Consider the following 16,143-nt stretch of genomic DNA (forward strand, 5'->3'; position numbering starts at 1 on the left):
CCGCCGAGGGTCTTCCCCGAGAAAGCGAGCGTCGCCATGCCGGCAGACCTGGGCTTCGCCACGATCGCCGTCTTACCACCGCTCACCAAGACTGCCAACGTGCCGCATGCTTCCGGGAGTTCGGGGTAGCGCGAACACCTCCACACACACCAGGCACCCGGTCCGGGTGCCCCACAAGACCGAGACGAGGACGTATGAGACGGATCACCAGACGTACGGCGCTCGCAGTCACAGCAGGTGCGGTCGCGGCGCCGGCCGTGAGCACGGCAACCGCCGCGGCCGCCGACACCACGACAGCCACATCTGAAGGACGATCTGAAAGACGATCTGAAGGACTACAAGCGGCCTCCGGACTCAATCCGGTCCTGCGAACGGACCTCGTCACGCGGGTGACGCCGAGGAACAACTGGCTGGTGACAGCCGTCGCCCTCCAGTACTCGCATCGCATCGACTTACGCGGCGTGGTGATCCCGCCCTCGGCCTTCCAGGTAAAGGCCACTGTGGGCGGGCAAACAGCGGCTCGCACGGTGACCCGCGTTTACACCAACACCACCGCCGAAGTGGACGACCGAGCTCACCCCGGGCGGCCGGGGAACCGCCTGATCATCGAACTCGACCCGAACGACTCCAACGCACGGGCCGCGGGCACCGACCCCCTTCCGCTTGACCGCGCCTACTCCGTCAGACAAGTGGCGGATGTGCGCACCGCGAAAGGCGAACCAGTGCTCAAGTCCGGCCCGTTCGCGAGCCGGAACGACGACGTCATCACCCCCGTGGTCGACGACTTCACCGCCGGTTCCTTCACCGACTCCGCAGGCTTCGAACTGGACTTCCGGCTGTACCAGCCCGAGGGATTCGTACGGAACCCGCAGACGCGCAAGCGGTACCCACTCGTCGTCACCCTGCACGGCGGTGGCGAAGTCGCGGACAACAACATGACCCAGCTCACCTCCAACCGGATCGCTGTCACGTTCGCCAAACCGGAACGACAGCGCCGCGACCCCGCGTTCGTCCTCTCTCCGCAGATCCCCCTGCCCCGTCCCATGGACGGACCCGACGGCACGGACTGGACCGACGCCAAGGTCCAGGCCGCGCTGACCGAACTCATCGACACCTTCGTGAGCGAGCACTCCCGAAACGTGGACACAGCCCGGCTCTATCTCGTCGGCCTGTCCTCGGGTGGGCGCGGTATCTACAGCCTGCTGGCGAAGCAACCCGAGGTCTTCGCGGCTGCCCTGCCCACGGCCGGCTGGGGCGACCCGGCCACCATGGACAGGATCACGCACATCCCGATGTGGGCCGACCACTCCGTCGACGACCCGGTCGTCCCCTACCGGGAAGGCAGGTTCGGCAAGCCCGGCACCTGGACACTGATGAACGCGCTGGAGACCGCCGGTGCTCAGGTCACCCGTGGGGAGTGGGCCAACGACCTGCCGAAGACACAGTTCGAGGCCCGGTCCCGGGCGCTCCTACGGCAGGCCCGGGCCACGCGAAGCCACGTACTGTTCACGAGCTACACGGCCGGAACGACACCGGTGAACCCCCACCTCTCATGGGCCCAGACGTACGAGAACGACGTGGTCGTCGACTGGCTCTTCGAACAGTCCCGGTAGGCGCCGCACGCGGCGCCCCTTCGCGCACCCAGCTGTCCGGTTACCGCGCTCTAAACCGCTATCCGGAGGTAAAGCAATGCGTCCATCAAGTCGTTCAACCGACACGACCGTGCAGTTACGGACCCGCCCCCGCGCCCTGACGGCACTGATCGCCCTGGTGACCACCATCGGCCTGGCGCTGACTCTGCTGACAGTCACCGCCCCGCCGGCGGCCGCAGCCGACCTGCTGTCCCAGGGCAAACCCGCGACCTCCTCGTCCAGCGAGAACGCGTCCACTCCCGCGTCGGCGGCCGTGGACGGCAACACCGGGACGCGCTGGTCGAGCACGTTCAGTGACCCGCAGTGGCTGAGAGTCGATCTGGGCGCCACCGCCACCATCAGTCAAGTCGCGCTGCGCTGGGAGGCCGCGTACGCCCGCGCGTTCCAGATCCAGACCTCCGACAACGGCACCACCTGGACCACCATCCACTCGACCACGACCAGCACCGGCGGCGTGCAGACCCTCGACGTGAACGGCAAGGGCCGGTACGTCCGCGTCCATGGCACCCAGCGGGGCACCGCCTACGGCTACTCGTTGTGGGAGTTCCAGGTGTACGGCTCCGGTGGCGGCACCTCGCCGGGCAACGAAATCCCGGACCCGACGACTGCTTCCCTGGAGGCCGCCAACGGGCCGCTGACCACCGGCACTTACACCGTTCCCAGCCCAACCGGGTACGGCTCCGGCACAGTCACGTACCCCACGAACCGAGGCTCGTACCCGGGCGTCGTACTGATGCCCGGCTATCAGGGCACACAGCAGAACCTGCAGTGGCTCGCACCCCGCCTCGCCTCCTGGGGCTTCGTCGTCATCAACGTCGGCACCAACACACTCACCGACGATCCCGAGTCGCGCGGCCGTCAGATCACCGCCGCCGGCACCCAGTTGCTCGCGCTCGGCGACGCCCCCGGTAACCCGATATCCGGGAAGGTCAACGGCACGCTCGGGGCGGTCGGTCACTCGATGGGCGGCGGGGGAGTGATGGCGGCCCTCCGGAACGACGCGCGCTTCCGCGCGGGCGTGCCCACAGCCCCGTACTACCCGAACCAGGACTTCTCCGCAGTCACCGAGCCCACGTTCTTCCTGACCTGTCAAAGCGACCCTGTCGCCCACGGCAACGACTACGCGATGCCCTGGTACAACTCCATGTCCCAGTCCGAGAAGCTCTACATCGAGGTTCCGGGCGACCATCTGTGCCCGATGACGGACTCCGGCAACAAGGCCAAGCAGGGCAAGTGGATCGTGTCGTTCCTCAGCCTCTGGCTGCGTGCCGACACCCGATTCAGCCCGTTCCTGTGCGGTCCCGTACGTGACGCCGACAAGAACAACACATCCCTGGTCACGCGCTGGATGGACACCTGCTCGTTCTGACCGGCTCGCTCGGAGCGCTCCGCGGCCCGCCGAGGCAGCGCTCCGAGCCTGCTGCCGGAGCCGCCACCGCCCAACTCGGCGTCGCCGGCCCGGTTCCAGCCGATGGGCGGGGCCAATGCCGCCGATCGGCGGGGGTGGTGGGGTCCTCTGGCGGATTCACCGCCGGCACGCGGGGTTTCCAGCCTGGAGGGCATGAAACACGATGCAGTCACCGATGCCCCTCCGACGGCCGGAGCACGGGAGGGCGAGCCGCCCTCCACGGCCCGGCTGATCGGGCTGGACCTGGCCCGGGGCCTGGCCGTCTTCGGCATGTACGCGGTCCATGTGGGCCCCGCCCCGAGCCAGGACGGTGTCATCGGCTTCCTGATGGAGCTGGCGCAAGGCCGCTCCTCCGCCCTGTTCGCCGTCCTGGCCGGCTTCGCGGTCGCCCTCATCACCGGGCGCCGCACACCGAAGACCGGGCCGGCCGGCCGCCAGGCCGTCGCCAAGGTCGCCATCCGGGCCGTGATCCTGCTGGCCCTCGGCACCGCCCTGACCATGACCGGCACCCCGGTCGTGCCGATCCTCGCCTTCTACGGACTGTTCTTCCTGCTCGTGCTGCCGCTGTACCGGCTGGGCGCCAAGCCGCTGGCGATGATCGCGGTGAGTTGGGCCCTGGTGGGGCCGCAGCTGCTGTACGTGCTGAGGCCGGTGGTCGGCGGCCGCGCATTCCCCACCGTCGGCGAGGCCGACGGCATCGTCTCGCTGTTCTTCACCGGCGGTTATCCGGCCCTGACCTGGGTTCCGTTCGTCGTCGCCGGTATGGCTGTCGCACGCCTCGACCTGGCCGCCACGGCGGTCCGGACACGCCTCGCCCTGACCGGCGTCGCCCTCGCCGTCACCGGCTACGGCGGTTCCTGGCTGGCACTGCGTCTGGTGCCCGGTGCCGCCGAAGCCGTCCGGGAAGCCGAAGGAGGGTCAGGCATGTCATCCATGTCGTCCTCATCGCCCGGCAGCGTCGGTCTCTTCGGCGACACCCCCGCCGGGCTGCTGGTCGCCTCCCCGCACAGCGAGGCGACCCTGTCCATCGTGGGCAACACGGGTGTGGCGATCCTGGTGATCACCGTGTGTCTGGCCGCTGTGGATGCCTTCCCCCGCCTGCGTCGCCTGGCCAAGCCCGTCATCGCGGTCGGCTCGATGTCGCTGACGGCGTACGTCTTCCACATCGTCGCCATCTGGCTCCTGAACACCGACGAAGCGACCGTCCCGCCCCTGTACATCCTGCTCGGCTTCATCGCGTCCGTCACCGTCCTCGCCACCGTATGGTCCCGCTTCTTCCAACGGGGGCCGCTCGAATGGCTGATGGGCCGGGCGACCCAGGTCGCCCGGCCCATCCGGTGAGGGGAATCCGCGCCTGGATCCGGAGCGGTGTAGTGGCGGTGCAGTGAAAGAGACGCACGCGTGCGCGGCGGGGTCAGTGCCGGGCGAACTGAACCCCGGTCGGTTGGGCGACGTTCGGCCGCAGCGCGATCCCGGTGATGGTCAGTCGTTCTCCGTAGATGTCCGTGACTCTGATCGAGCTGCCGCATCCGCTGCCGTCGGCGGAGATGAAGTAGTTGTATTCGGTGCGGGGCAACTCCCGCCAGCCGCCGCTGGTCCTGACCTCCAGGCGCGAGACCGGGTTGCGGTGGCCGATCGCCTGGATGCCGCACCAATAAGGGCTGGACCCGGTCTTGTACCTGATGGACACCGTGTCGGACGTGCTGGGACTCAGCAGCTGCCAGGTGATCGGTATCCGGCCCACCTTGAGATCGTCGAGCTTGGCGAAGGCCTGTTGGCTGAGGTCGATCTGCCCGGGTGCGCAGGGCAGGGGGCATTCGTTGGTGATCCGTACCGTGATCGACTTGCCGTTGGCCGCGCGGACGAGCACGTAGGCGCCGCACGCCTTGGACGTCTCGTAGTCCGTGGTGTTCATGGCCGCGATCATGAGGTCGGGGCTCGGGCCGAACAGACAGGCGCCGTCTCCGTCGGCGGCCTCGTAGGCGGTGGCGACCCCGGTGTAGGTGGTGTTGGGCCGAATCCGCCCTGCCGACGGCGGCGTGGTGGACGCCGTTCGCGAGGGCCGCGGGGTGGCGGTGGCCGAAGGGCGTGCTGCACCGGTCTTCGCAGCAGCCGTCGGCTTCGGCTTCGGTGTGCCGGTCGCGGAAGGGGTCGCCGACGCGCTCGGGGTGCCCGTCGTGGTGGTGGTTCTCACCGGGGTGGTGGCGGCGGGCGTGGCCGCGGCCTGCCCTGTCTCCGCGTCGCGGTCGGGGAGCAACCCCATGACCAGGTAGGCGAGAACGCCCGTGGCGGTCACCGCCAAGGTGGTGACCAGCACAAGCCTGCGTCTTTGCCTGCGCTGACGCGCGGCCTGCCTCGCTGTCTTCATACCTGTCCGTTCGGAGGATCGAGCCGATGGTGCACTGCTTAGTGACCGCAGAGAGCGAAAAGGTTGCCTTCGATTTCTCACTGAGGCGTACCGGAGTTCCGCGATAGGCGTCTCCGGCACCGGGACGGTAGCCAGGGCTGGCCGGCACCGGGGTGCCTGCCGCGCTCCGGCATCGACGTGCCGGCGCTGCCGGAAGGCTGTGCCGGCCAGACCCGTACCACGACCGCCCGCTCGGGCGACAACCGGGACTTCACCCCGCAAGCCGTCACACCACCGACGCACGGGCATCGTTTGCCCAGCCCCGCCGTCACCACGGCGAAATGCACCGCACGCAGCAGACATGCCGTTGCCCGGATCCGACCACCCTTCCACGGGCGCAGGACTGTGGCTCTCGTCGTGCTGTTCCTCGTCCTGCGTGTCGAGGGAGTCGGCTGACGGTGTGTGGGGTCAGCGCACGCGCCGTTCCTCCAGTGGCGCGGCGCGCAGTCGTCCGGTGTCGGTCGGCAGGTGGGGTGTGTGTCCTACGAGTCGGGCGGAGTTGGCGACGACGGCGATGCTGCTGGTGTTGTGCAGCAGGGCGGCCAGGACGGGGTTGATGGAGCCGCCGGCGCCGGCGATGAGGCCGGCGAGGTTCACGCCGATGGACAGGGTGTAGTTCTGCCGTACGACGCGCAGGGTGTGCCGGCTGAGTTCGACGACGGCGGCGACCTGGCGCAGGTCGTTGCCGGCGAGGGCGATGTCGGCGGTCTCCAGCGCGACGTGGGAGGAGTGGGCGCCCATGACGATGCCGACGTCGGCGAGGGCCAGGGCGGGGGCGTCGTTGGTCCCGTCACCGACCATCGCCACGCTGTGCCCCTCCGCCTGGAGGTCGCGGATCAGCTGGAGTTTGGCCTCGGGCAGGGCGTGGGCGTGGACCTCGGTGATGCCGAGGGTGTCGGCGACGGCCTGGGCGGTCTCCGGTGCGTCGCCGGTCAGCAGCACGATGCGGGTCACGTCGAGGTCGGTCAGCTGACGGACGACGGTTTCGGCTCCGCCGCGTACCGCGTCGGACAGGCCGAGCATGCCGATCAGTTTCTCGTCGTGGGCGAGGCAGATGACGGTCTCGCCGCCGGCGCGCAGTCGGCTGGTCCATGCCTCGGCCACTTCGGAGAGCTCCAGGCCGTGGCGGCGCAGCAGGGCAGGGCTGCCCACGAGCAGGCGGGTGCCGTCGAGTTCGGCGCGTACACCCATGCCGAGGACGACCTCGCAGGCCTGGTGGATCGGGATGTGCAGGTGCTGTTCCTCGGTACGCCGGACGATGGCCTCGGCGAGCGGGTGGCGTGCGTGCAGTTCGCCGGAGGCTGCCAGGCTCAGCACCTGGTCGGCGGTGACCGTCTCGTCGAGCGTGACCACGCTGGTGACCAGGGGGCGGCCCAGCGTGAGGGTGCCGGTCTTGTCGAAGACCACGGCGGTGACGCGGCCGATGCCTTCCAGGTGGGTGCCGCCCTTGATGAGGGTGCCCCGGCGGGCGCCGTTGCCGATGGCCGCGCTGATCGCGGTCGGGGTGGCCAGGCCCGCGGCGCAGGGGCAGGCGATCAGCAGCATGGTCATCGCACGCCTGGCGTCCCGCGTCAGCACGTACGTGATCGCCGACAAGGCGAACGAGACGGGCACGAAGCGGCGGGTGAAGGCGGCGGCAACGGTCTGGATCGGGGCCCGGTCGGCCTGCGCCTCCTCGACCCGGCTGATGATCCGCCCGACGACCGTGTCCTGTCCGACCGAGGTGGCCCGTACGGTCAGGGAGCCGGTGGAGACGAGGGTGCCCGCGTACACCTCGGTGCCGGGCTGCACGTACACCGGGAGCGCCTCGCCCGTGATCGCCGCCTGGTCCACCAGTGCCTCACCGGACTCGGCGATGCCGTCGACGGGGATGCGGTGGTGCTCGTAGACCGCGACCGTGTCCCCGGCCGTGACCTCGGCGAGGTCGACCTCCACCTCCACGCCGTCGCGGATCAGCCAGACGCGCTCCTCGCCGATGGAGAGCAGTTCCTCGATGGCGCGCCGGGTCCGCCGCAGGGTGATGGCCTGAAGGAACTCGCCGATGTTGAGCAGCCACAGCACCATCAGCGCGACCACGTTCTCGCGCAGCACGAGCGAGATCACGGTCGCCGTGGTCACCAGCAGATCGGTGCCCGCGTGGCGTCGGCCGCCGAGGGTGCGCGCGGCGCCGCGGAAGAAGGGCAGCCCGGTGAAGACGGTGACCGCGCCGAGGAAGCCGGCCGAACCTCCCGGCGTCCACGGGGGTCGGCCGAGAAGCCGCCGCAGTCCCAGCAGGGCGAGCACCGCACCGCCGACCACCAGGCGTGCGACCTCCCCGGTGGAGGAGTCGGGCGCGGAGCGGCTGGCTCTGGCGGGCACCCCTGGCGGGGGCGCCTGGTCGAGGGCGGCGACCAGCCGGTCCACGTCGACCAGGTCGGGCTTGATCCAGACGATCACGGCACCGGTGCGCGGGAAGATCCGCAGCGCCCGGAACCCCGGCAGATCGGTGAACCGCTCATCGACGAGGCCGGCGCAGCCGGGCCGCGCCCGCAGCCAGGGGACCATCAGCCGTACGCGGCCCGCGGCAGCGGACCGCACCACGACCCCGGAGCCGGAGCCGGGGGCCGGGGTGGGATCTGGGCCGGTGGCGGGATCGGACGCCGGGACGGGTCCAGGGCCGCCGGAAGAGCCGGAGGCAGGCAGCGGAACGTCGCCGGGTGCGGACGTGCCGGACATGGCGACCACCTCTCAGATGCCCTGTCAGTGCTCGTGGTCGTGGGCGTGCCCCTCGGCACCGACCGCCGAGGGCGGCGGCGCCTCCTCACCCAACTGCTCCCTGGCCTCCGCCAGCAGGTCTCCCGCCTTCAGGCGGGCCTCCTCGGCCGCCTCCCCGAGCCGTCGCCCCGTCGTGATGCCGCCCGCGATGCCGCTGACCAGAAGCCTGCGGGCCGCCGGTTTCGCCTTGGGTGCGGCCTTGGCGGCTCCCCGCAGAACCAGTACGCCGGCGGTTCCGGACAAGGCGTAGTGCGTGATGCGGCCCACGACCGCACCTGCGAGAGCGGCGGGATGCATCATGGTCTCCTTCCGCGGAGCGGATTCGGACGCCTTTGCAAGACTTTGATGCGGTAAGTCCATTCTCGTCCCATGGCGGACATGACGCATCAGCCGTACCGGAAGGGCCGCTGAACCGGTTCACGCCGGGCCCACTGAACCGGTTCATGCAGGGCCGAGGCGACGGAGGGTCATTTCTCGGCAATGATTGTCATATGAGATGGCTCAAAGACGGTCTTGACATCCGTTTCCATCTAGCGTGGCGCTGAGGCCGAGGCCAGGTTCAGCTCGGCGGCAGATCCCCTTGTTCCGGAGGAATCCATGCGTGTGTCCTCGTCCCGGCGTCTGGCGCTGATCACCGGCGTCTCTATGGCCCTGCTGGCCGGATGCGGCAGCTCGTCCGATTCCGGCAGCGACGCCGACGCGGCGCATAGCCCCGTTTCCTCGTCCACCATCCCGGTGGTGGCCTCGACGAACGTCTACGGGGACATCGTCGAGCAGATAGGCGGCGGGAAGGTGACGGTCACCTCCATCATCAGTGACCCCGACCAGGACCCGCACTCCTACGAGGCCAACACGCAGAACCAGTTGGCGCTGTCCAAGGCGAAGGTCGTCATCGAAAACGGCGGCGGTTACGACGACTTCATCGACCGGATGCTCAAGAGCAGTGACAACTCGTCCGCCGAAGTCATCAACGCCGTCGAGGTCTCCGGCAAGAAGGCTCCGGCGGGCGGAGAGCTCAACGAGCACGTCTGGTACGACTTCCCCACGGTCGGCAAGCTCGCCGACAGCATCGCCACGGCCCTGGGCAAGGCCGACCCCGACGACGCCGCCACCTTCACCAGGAACGCGAACGCCTTCACGGCGAAGCTGAAGCCACTGGAGCAGAAGGAAGCACAGATCAAGACCGACCACGGCGGCGCGGAGGTGGCCATCACCGAGCCCGTACCGCTGTACGTGATCGAGGCCAGTGGGCTCAAGGACGCGACACCCGAGGCGTTCAGCGAGGCCATCGAGGAGGGCGACGACGTCTCGCCGAGGACCCTGCAGGAGACGCTGGCGCTGTTCACCGGCAAGAAGGTCAAGGCGCTGGTCTACAACGAGCAGACTTCGGGCCCGCAGACCGAGAAGGTCGAACAGGCGGCGAAGGCCGCAGGGATCCCGGTGGTCCCGGTGACCGAGACCCTGCCCGAGGGCAAGGACTACCTCGGCTGGATGACCGCCAACGTCGACGCGCTCGCGAGCGCGTTGGGCAAGTGAGGCGGCCCGCCGTGGCCTCCTTGCCCCGTGCCCGCCAGGGCAGGACCGAGGGTCCCGACCGTGGCACGGAGGCCGCGGTGATCAGCCTGCGTGGCGCGGCCCTGTCCTACGGCGACCGCGTGCTGTGGCAGGACCTCGATCTCGACGTACGGCCTGGGGAGTTCCTGGCCGTGCTCGGGCCCAACGGATCGGGCAAGACCAGTTTCGTACGCGCCCTGCTCGGTCAACGTCAGCTGTCCGGCGGCACGTTGACGGTCCTGGGCCGCCCGCCCCGCAAGGGCAGCCGGTACATCGGCTACGTCCCGCAGCAGGCGACCCTGTCCGCCCACGCGATGCTGCGCGCCCGGGACCTGGTCCGCTTCGGCATCGACGGACACGGATTCGGACCCCGGCTGCGCACGGGCGCCGTCCGCCGCCGGGTGGACGAGGTCCTGGAGTCGGTCGGGGCCGCCGCGTACGCGGATGTCCCCGTCGGCCTGCTCTCCGGCGGCGAGCGGCAGCGCGTACGCATCGGACAGGCGCTGGCCACCGACCCGCGCATTCTGCTGTGCGACGAGCCGCTGCTCTCCCTCGACCTCAACCACCAGCGGGCCGTCACGGAACTGGTGGACGCCCGGCGCCGCTCCCACGGCACGGCGGTGGTCTTTGTCACCCACGAGATCAACCCCGTGCTGGGACTGGTGGACCGTGTGCTGTACCTAGCCCGCGGCGGCTATCGGGTCGGCACGCCGGACGAGGTACTGACCTCTCAGGCGCTGTCGCAGCTCTACGGCACGCAGGTCGATGTCGTCCGGGTCCGGGACCGGATCATGGTCGTGGGCGTGCCCGACGAGGTGGCCGAGCCGCCGCACCACCCTGAACTGCCGCACGGAGTACGGCCATGACCATCGCCGAGGGGATCTGGCAGCAGATCTTCAACTTCGACCACTACGGCGAGCTGCTCGCCCTGGTGCGCAACTCCCTCATCGCGGGCGTCGCGCTCGGCCTGGTCGGCGGTCTGGTGGGGGTCTTCGTGATCATGCGGGATCTGCCGTTCGCGGTGCACGGCATCAGCGAGTTGTCGTTCGCCGGTGCCTCGGCGGCGCTGCTGCTGGGGGTGAACATCGTGGCGGGCTCGATCGTCGGATCGCTGATCGCGGCCGGGACGATCGGCCTGCTCGGCTCCCGCGCCCGGGACCGCAACTCGGTGATCGGCACGCTCATGCCGTTCGGACTCGGACTCGGCGTGCTCTTCCTCGCCTTGTACAAGGGCCGGGCGGCGAACAAATTCGGCATTCTGACCGGGCAGATCGTCGCCGTCGACACCCCACAGATGTCGTGGCTGCTCGGTACGTCGGCCGTGGTGCTCGTGGCGCTGATGCTCATGTGGCGGCCGCTCGCGTTCGCCAGTGCCGACCCGGAGGTGGCCGAGGCGCGTGGCGTGCCGGTCCGCACACTGTCGTTCGTCTTCATGATCGTGCTGGGGCTCGCGGTCGCCCTGTCCGTGCAGATCGTCGGCGCGCTGCTGGTCCTCACCCTGGTCGTCACGCCCGCGGCCGCCGCGGCCCGGGTCACGGCCTCACCGGTGCTGCTTCCCGTGCTGAGCGTGGTGTTCGCGGTGGCCTCCATCGAGGGTGGCATCCTGCTCGCCCTGGGCAGCAGCATCCCCATCAGCCCCTACGTCACCACCATCTCGTTCACGATCTACATCGTCTGCCGGCTGATGGGCACCTACCGGGCCCGGCAGTGGGGAGCCGGACGAACCGCTCCCGAGCCCGGCTGACCAATACCTGCGCCTCCTGGCGTCTGCGGGCCCGGCGCCATGTCCGCTACTGCTGCGGTGCGGGGCGTGTCCCGGCCACCTCGTCGTAGAAGGACTCGGCCGCCGGGCCGAGCAGTTCGTGGGCCTCCAGGAACATCTCGTGCGCTTCGTGGCCCACCCAGCCCGCCGGGAGGAGTTCGGTCGGCAGGTCGGGGTCGCGGAAGGGGAACTTGCGGTAGTCGTACGTCAGTTGCATGCGCTCGACCAGCGCCTCCTCGGGGCTGAGGTGGCCGCCCCGGTAGGACGCCATCCGGCCCCGGTAGATGCGCAGCAGCTCCCGGTAGTCGTCGTTGAGCCCGTCCAGGTCCCAGCAGCGGGCGGCCATCTCCCGGTCGACGGGGAACCCGGACGACTGGCAACGCAGGGTGTCGAGGCGTACGGCCGGCTCGTCGGCGAACTTCTCCCGTACCTGCCGGATGCGGTCGTGCGGAGAGACATACGTGGACGGGGCCAGCGGGCCGAAGCCCAGCCAGGCCAGTTCCTTGCGGATGCGGTCGCGGACGCCGCGCTCGGTCTCGGGAACCGAGTAGATGACCATGTGCCAGTGGCGGTCCCACTCGGACGGCGCCCGGTCGAAGATGCGTGAGCGGCCCTCGTCGAGCAGCTGGAGACTGCGCGTGTTGAGCGTGTAGAGGGTCTCCCTGCCCTCGCGCCGGACGTCGAACCAGCCTTCCTTGCGCAGCCGCGCGAGCACCACGCGCACCGTACTGTCGCCGACACCGAAGCAGCCCATCAGTGTGCTGAGGGTGCGCAGCCGGGCGGCGCCTCCGCGGTAGCGGACGTAGTCGCCGAACAGGTCGAAGACGATCGATCGAGGTTTCACGAAAACCGACTATGTCATACGGACGGCCGTTGCCGAGGTGCGTCATGTCGACCTTAAGTCCATGCCAAGCCAGGCCTACATTGGGTAACAAATGATTGACGTCCGTTGGTTCAGTGACACATGCTGTGGGCGTGCGGGTCAGCCCGCCTCATACTGGACATGGAGGCACAGGCCATGGTTTCTCGGATCGCTTGCGTGGGAGGCGGCCCCGGCGGGCTGTTCTTCGCAACGCTCCTGAAGCAGGCCGATCCGTCGGTCGAGGTGACGGTCTTCGAGCGGAACCGCCCGGACGACACGTTCGGTTTCGGCGTGGTGTTCTCCGACGCGACCCTGGCCGGCATCCACGCGGCGGACCCGGTGCTGCGCACCGCCCTCGCGGAGCACGGGCGGCACTGGGACGACATCGAGGTACGGCTGAAGGGGCAGCGCATCCGCTGCGGCGGCAACGGCATGGCGGCGATCAGCCGCAGGACGCTGCTCCAGCTGCTGCGCCGACGGGCCGAGGAAGTGGGCGTCGAGCTCCGGTTCAGCCACGAGATCCCGGCGGATCCGGCGCAACTGGCCGACTACGACCTGATCGTCGCCGCCGACGGCGCCAACTCCCGCTTCCGCGACGGGCTCGCCGACGTGCTCGTTCCTGAGGTGGAGGTCGCGACCGCCAAGTTCATCTGGTTCGGGACCAGTTATCTCTTCGACGGGCTGACCTTCGTGCACGAGCACGGGCCGCACGGCACCTTCGCCGTGCACGGCTACCCGATCAGTGACGGGGTCAGCACCTTCATCGTGGAGACCGACGAGGAGTCCTGGCGCAGGGCCGGGCTCGACCAGTTCGACACCTCACAGCCGCCCGGCCCGAGCGACGAGAAGACCAAGGCGTACCTGGAGAAGCTCTTCGCCGAGCAGATCGACGGCCACGAACTCCTCGTCAACAACTCCCGCTGGGGCAACTTCCGCACCCGCCGCGCCCGCCGCTGGCACTCCGGCAACGTCGTCCTGCTCGGTGACGCCGCCCACACCGCGCACTTCTCCGTCGGCTCCGGCACCAAGATGGCCATGGAGGACGCCATCGCCCTCGCCATCAGCCTGAACACCCACCGCGACGACCTGCCGGCCGCCCTGGAGGCGTACGAGGCGGCGGCCCGGCCCTCCGTGGAGAAGATCCAGGCCTCCGCCCGGCCGAGCCTTTCCTGGTGGGAGCACTTCGGGCGCTACCACGACGCCTTCGAGCCGACCCGCTTCGCCTTCCACTTCCTCTCCCGCAGCATCGGCAAGGAACGCATCGCGCGCCGCGACCCCGCCTTCGTCGAGGAAGTCGTACGGGACTGGCGCGCGGCACACGAGGGGCGGGACCCCTTGGACACGCCGCTGCGGGTGGGCGAGCAGGAGTTCGCGGGACGGTGGGTGACCGGCGCCGACCTCGCGGGGGTGGCGTGCCTGTCGCTGATCGCGCCGGACAGCGAGGCACAACTGCCCGCGTTGTACGGGGAGTTGGAACGTGCCGTGAGCGGTACGACACCGCCGGAACTCGTCGCCGTCCACGCCGGGACCGCGCTCACCCGGCAGCTGCTCGCGGAGCAGGCCCGGCTGGGGCACGCGGTGCCCGCGCTGATCGTGGAGGACGGGATGGACACCGACCGCGCCGAGACGCTGCTGCTGTCCGGGCGCGCCGACCTGGTGGGGAGGGACGAAGCATGAGCGCGGACCTGACACCGCTGTTCGCCCCTGAGGGCGTCGTCGTGATCGGCGCCTCGTCGCAGCCCGGCAAGCTCGGCGCCGCCATGGCCCGCTCCCTGGCCCTCTTCCCCGGTACCCGCGCCCTGGTCAACGCCCGCCGTCCGAACCCCGACGAGGGCGTGTACGCCTCCGTCGCCGAGGCGGCCGACCAGGCCGACGGACGGCTCGACCTGGCCGTGCTGTGCGTGCCCGCGGCCGGCTGCGCGGACGCGCTGGCCGAGGCGGCCGCCGCGGGCTGCCGCGCGGCGCTGGTCTGCGCGGGCGGTTTCGGCGAGGCAGGACCGGAGGGCGAGCAGTACGCCGAGGCGCTGCGGCACGTCGCCGAGGAGACCGGCATCCGGCTGCTCGGCCCCAACACCTCAGGCTTCTTCGCCCCCCACCTCGGCCTGACGGCCAGCTTCGTGCCCGCCGCCGGACGGCTGCCCGCCGGGGACATCGCCGTCGTCGCGGCCAGCGGCGGCGTCAACCACGCGCTCTCCTTCGACCTGGTGACCGCCGGGAACGGCATCAGCCTCGGCGTGGGCATCGGCGCCGGCCTCGACGTGACCGCGGCGGACGTGCTGGAACACCTTGTGGGGGACCGTCGTACGACAGCCGTGGCGCTGCATGTGGAGACAGTTCCGGACGGGGCGCGACTGGTGGCCGCCGTACGCCTGGTGGCCGCCGTCAAACCGGTCGTGGCGCTGGTCGTCGGCCGCAGCGACGTCGGTGACTTCGCCCGGTCGCACACCGGCGCGCTGGCCACGAGCTGGCGCACTACACGGGCCGCGCTGCGGCAGGCCGGGGCGGTGCTCGTCGACGACGAGCGGGAGCTGGTGGACGCGCTCACCGCGCTCTCCCGCATCCAGCTGCCCCCGCACGCCGACCCGGGACTCGGCATCGTCACCGCCCAGGCCGGACCGGGGCTGCTGCTGGCCGACCGGGCGGGCACCGACGGCGTCCGGACGCCGGAGCTGACCGAGGCCACGCGGACGACCCTCGCCGGACTGCTGCCCCCGCTCACCTACCAGCGCAACCCGGTCGACACCGGCAGGCCCGGCGAGACCTTCGCCCGCGTCCTCTCCGCCACCGCCTCAGATCCGCAGGTGGACCTGCTGTCCGTCTACGCTCTGACCGAGCCCGACAGCGTCGACCTCGCCTCGGCCGCCCAGGACGCCGGTCTCGGTGCCGCCTCCCCGGCCGTGGTCGTCGTCGGCGGCCTCCCCGAAGACGTGGCGGAGCAGCGAGCGCGGCTGCACAAGGCGGGGATCCCGGCACTCACCGGACCGGCCTCCGCCGCCAATGCCGTACGAGCGCTGGTGACGCATGCGCGGCAGCGAGCCCTGCGGGACGAAGAGCCTTCGACGGAGACGACGGAGACGACGGAGACGAAAGCCACCGTGCCGCCCGGCCCTCTGGACGAGCACGCCGCCAAGACGTTCCTCACCGACCTCGGCCTCCGCACCCCGGACCGCGTCGCCTGCGACTCCCGCGCCGACGCCCACCACGCCCTGCGTCTGCTGGGCGGCCCCGTCGCGGTCAAGGTCCTCGACGCCGCGATCCTGCACAAGACGGAGATCGGCGGGGTCCACCTGGGTGTCCGCACCCCCGACGAGCTCGACGCGGCACTGGACGCCATCGGCCCCGGCCGCCGCTACCTGGTCGAGGCCATGGCCCCGCCCGGCGTCGACCTCGTGCTGGGTGCGCGCCGGGACCCCGTGTTCGGGCCGGTCGTGCTCGCGGGGCTCGGCGGTACGGCCGCCGAGGCGCTCGCCGACGTGGCGATCCGGCTCGCCCCGCTCTCCGCGGCCGAGGCCGCCTCGATGCCCGACGACCTGGCCGCCCGCGCCCTGCTCGACGGCTGGCGCGGCGGGCCCGTGCTCGACCGTGCCGAGTTCGGGCAGGTCACAGCCGCACTCGCTGCCGCGCTGGCCGCAAGCCCCGACACCGCCGAGATCGAGATCAACCCACTGCGGCTCACTGCCGACGGACTGATCGCCCTGGACGCCGTGATCGTCCCCACCGCTCCACCCGCACAGAGCCGCTAAG

General features: G+C 70.4%; 12 protein-coding genes. 8 read left to right on the forward strand and 4 right to left on the reverse strand.

What is annotated here, in order from left to right; all coding sequences use genetic code 11:
- Nucleotides 1-413: 413 nt before the first annotated feature.
- From G5C60_RS15160 to G5C60_RS15170, 3 genes are all read left to right on the forward strand, one after another.
- Nucleotides 414-1,613 carry a prolyl oligopeptidase family serine peptidase gene (locus G5C60_RS15160; RefSeq protein ID WP_338145824.1) on the forward strand — a complete coding sequence of 400 codons (1,200 nt, stop codon included), beginning with the start codon at nucleotides 414-416 and terminating at the stop codon, nucleotides 1,611-1,613.
- A 109-nt stretch (nucleotides 1,614-1,722) separates the two neighbouring features.
- Nucleotides 1,723-3,021: a poly(ethylene terephthalate) hydrolase family protein gene (locus tag G5C60_RS15165; RefSeq protein WP_420907375.1), complete on the forward strand. Its 1,299-nt coding sequence runs from the start codon at nucleotides 1,723-1,725 to the stop codon at nucleotides 3,019-3,021.
- Between the two features lie 192 nt (nucleotides 3,022-3,213).
- Nucleotides 3,214-4,401, forward strand: coding sequence for a DUF418 domain-containing protein (locus tag G5C60_RS15170; protein ID WP_165259343.1), 1,188 nt, complete (start codon nucleotides 3,214-3,216; stop codon nucleotides 4,399-4,401).
- Between the two features lie 73 nt (nucleotides 4,402-4,474).
- Here the strand turns inward: G5C60_RS15170 and G5C60_RS15175 are convergent, their stop codons facing one another.
- The 3 genes from G5C60_RS15175 to G5C60_RS15185 all read right to left on the reverse strand — a co-directional run bounded on the left by G5C60_RS15175 (nucleotide 4,475) and on the right by G5C60_RS15185 (nucleotide 8,521).
- On the reverse strand, nucleotides 4,475-5,428 hold the full coding sequence (locus tag G5C60_RS15175; protein ID WP_165259345.1) for an expansin EXLX1 family cellulose-binding protein: 954 nt from the start codon (nucleotides 5,426-5,428) through the stop codon (nucleotides 4,475-4,477).
- A gap of 447 nt (nucleotides 5,429-5,875) precedes the next feature.
- Nucleotides 5,876-8,182 (reverse strand): heavy metal translocating P-type ATPase, encoded by a 2,307-nt coding sequence (locus tag G5C60_RS15180; protein ID WP_241266814.1) that lies wholly within the window; start codon nucleotides 8,180-8,182, stop codon nucleotides 5,876-5,878.
- A 24-nt stretch (nucleotides 8,183-8,206) separates the two neighbouring features.
- On the reverse strand, nucleotides 8,207-8,521 hold the full coding sequence (locus G5C60_RS15185; RefSeq protein ID WP_241266815.1) for a DUF1490 family protein: 315 nt from the start codon (nucleotides 8,519-8,521) through the stop codon (nucleotides 8,207-8,209).
- A 297-nt stretch (nucleotides 8,522-8,818) separates the two neighbouring features.
- Between G5C60_RS15185 and G5C60_RS15190 the strand changes: the two genes are divergently transcribed.
- From G5C60_RS15190 to G5C60_RS15200, 3 genes are read left to right on the forward strand one after another with little or no spacing between them, the layout of a single operon-like run.
- The gene (locus tag G5C60_RS15190; protein ID WP_165259347.1) at nucleotides 8,819-9,757 is read left to right on the forward strand and encodes a metal ABC transporter solute-binding protein, Zn/Mn family; all 939 of its coding nucleotides are present in this window, start codon (nucleotides 8,819-8,821) and stop codon (nucleotides 9,755-9,757) included.
- Between the two features lie 20 nt (nucleotides 9,758-9,777).
- Nucleotides 9,778-10,641, forward strand: coding sequence for a metal ABC transporter ATP-binding protein (locus G5C60_RS15195; RefSeq protein WP_241266818.1), 864 nt, complete (start codon nucleotides 9,778-9,780; stop codon nucleotides 10,639-10,641).
- The gene (locus G5C60_RS15200) at nucleotides 10,638-11,519 is read left to right on the forward strand and encodes a metal ABC transporter permease (RefSeq protein WP_165259349.1); all 882 of its coding nucleotides are present in this window, start codon (nucleotides 10,638-10,640) and stop codon (nucleotides 11,517-11,519) included. The genes G5C60_RS15195 and G5C60_RS15200 overlap by 4 nt, the downstream gene beginning before the upstream one ends.
- Before the next feature lie 46 nt (nucleotides 11,520-11,565).
- On the opposite strand, the gene G5C60_RS53670 is transcribed toward G5C60_RS15200, so the two are convergent.
- The gene (locus tag G5C60_RS53670) at nucleotides 11,566-12,381 is read right to left on the reverse strand and encodes a PaaX family transcriptional regulator C-terminal domain-containing protein (protein ID WP_165259351.1); all 816 of its coding nucleotides are present in this window, start codon (nucleotides 12,379-12,381) and stop codon (nucleotides 11,566-11,568) included.
- A 174-nt stretch (nucleotides 12,382-12,555) separates the two neighbouring features.
- Here G5C60_RS53670 and G5C60_RS15210 point away from each other — a divergent pair, with 174 nt between their 5' ends.
- Together G5C60_RS15210 and G5C60_RS15215 are read left to right on the forward strand one after the other, a co-directional pair.
- Nucleotides 12,556-14,076: an FAD-dependent monooxygenase gene (locus G5C60_RS15210; protein WP_165259353.1), complete on the forward strand. Its 1,521-nt coding sequence runs from the start codon at nucleotides 12,556-12,558 to the stop codon at nucleotides 14,074-14,076.
- Nucleotides 14,073-16,142 (forward strand): acetate--CoA ligase family protein, encoded by a 2,070-nt coding sequence (locus tag G5C60_RS15215; RefSeq protein ID WP_165259355.1) that lies wholly within the window; start codon nucleotides 14,073-14,075, stop codon nucleotides 16,140-16,142. The genes G5C60_RS15210 and G5C60_RS15215 overlap by 4 nt, the downstream gene beginning before the upstream one ends.
- Nucleotide 16,143 lies beyond the last annotated feature (1 nt).

Origin of the sequence: Streptomyces scabichelini (assembly GCF_011045015.1) — a bacterium.
Classification (GTDB): Bacteria; Actinomycetota; Actinomycetes; order Streptomycetales; family Streptomycetaceae; genus Streptomyces; species Streptomyces scabichelini.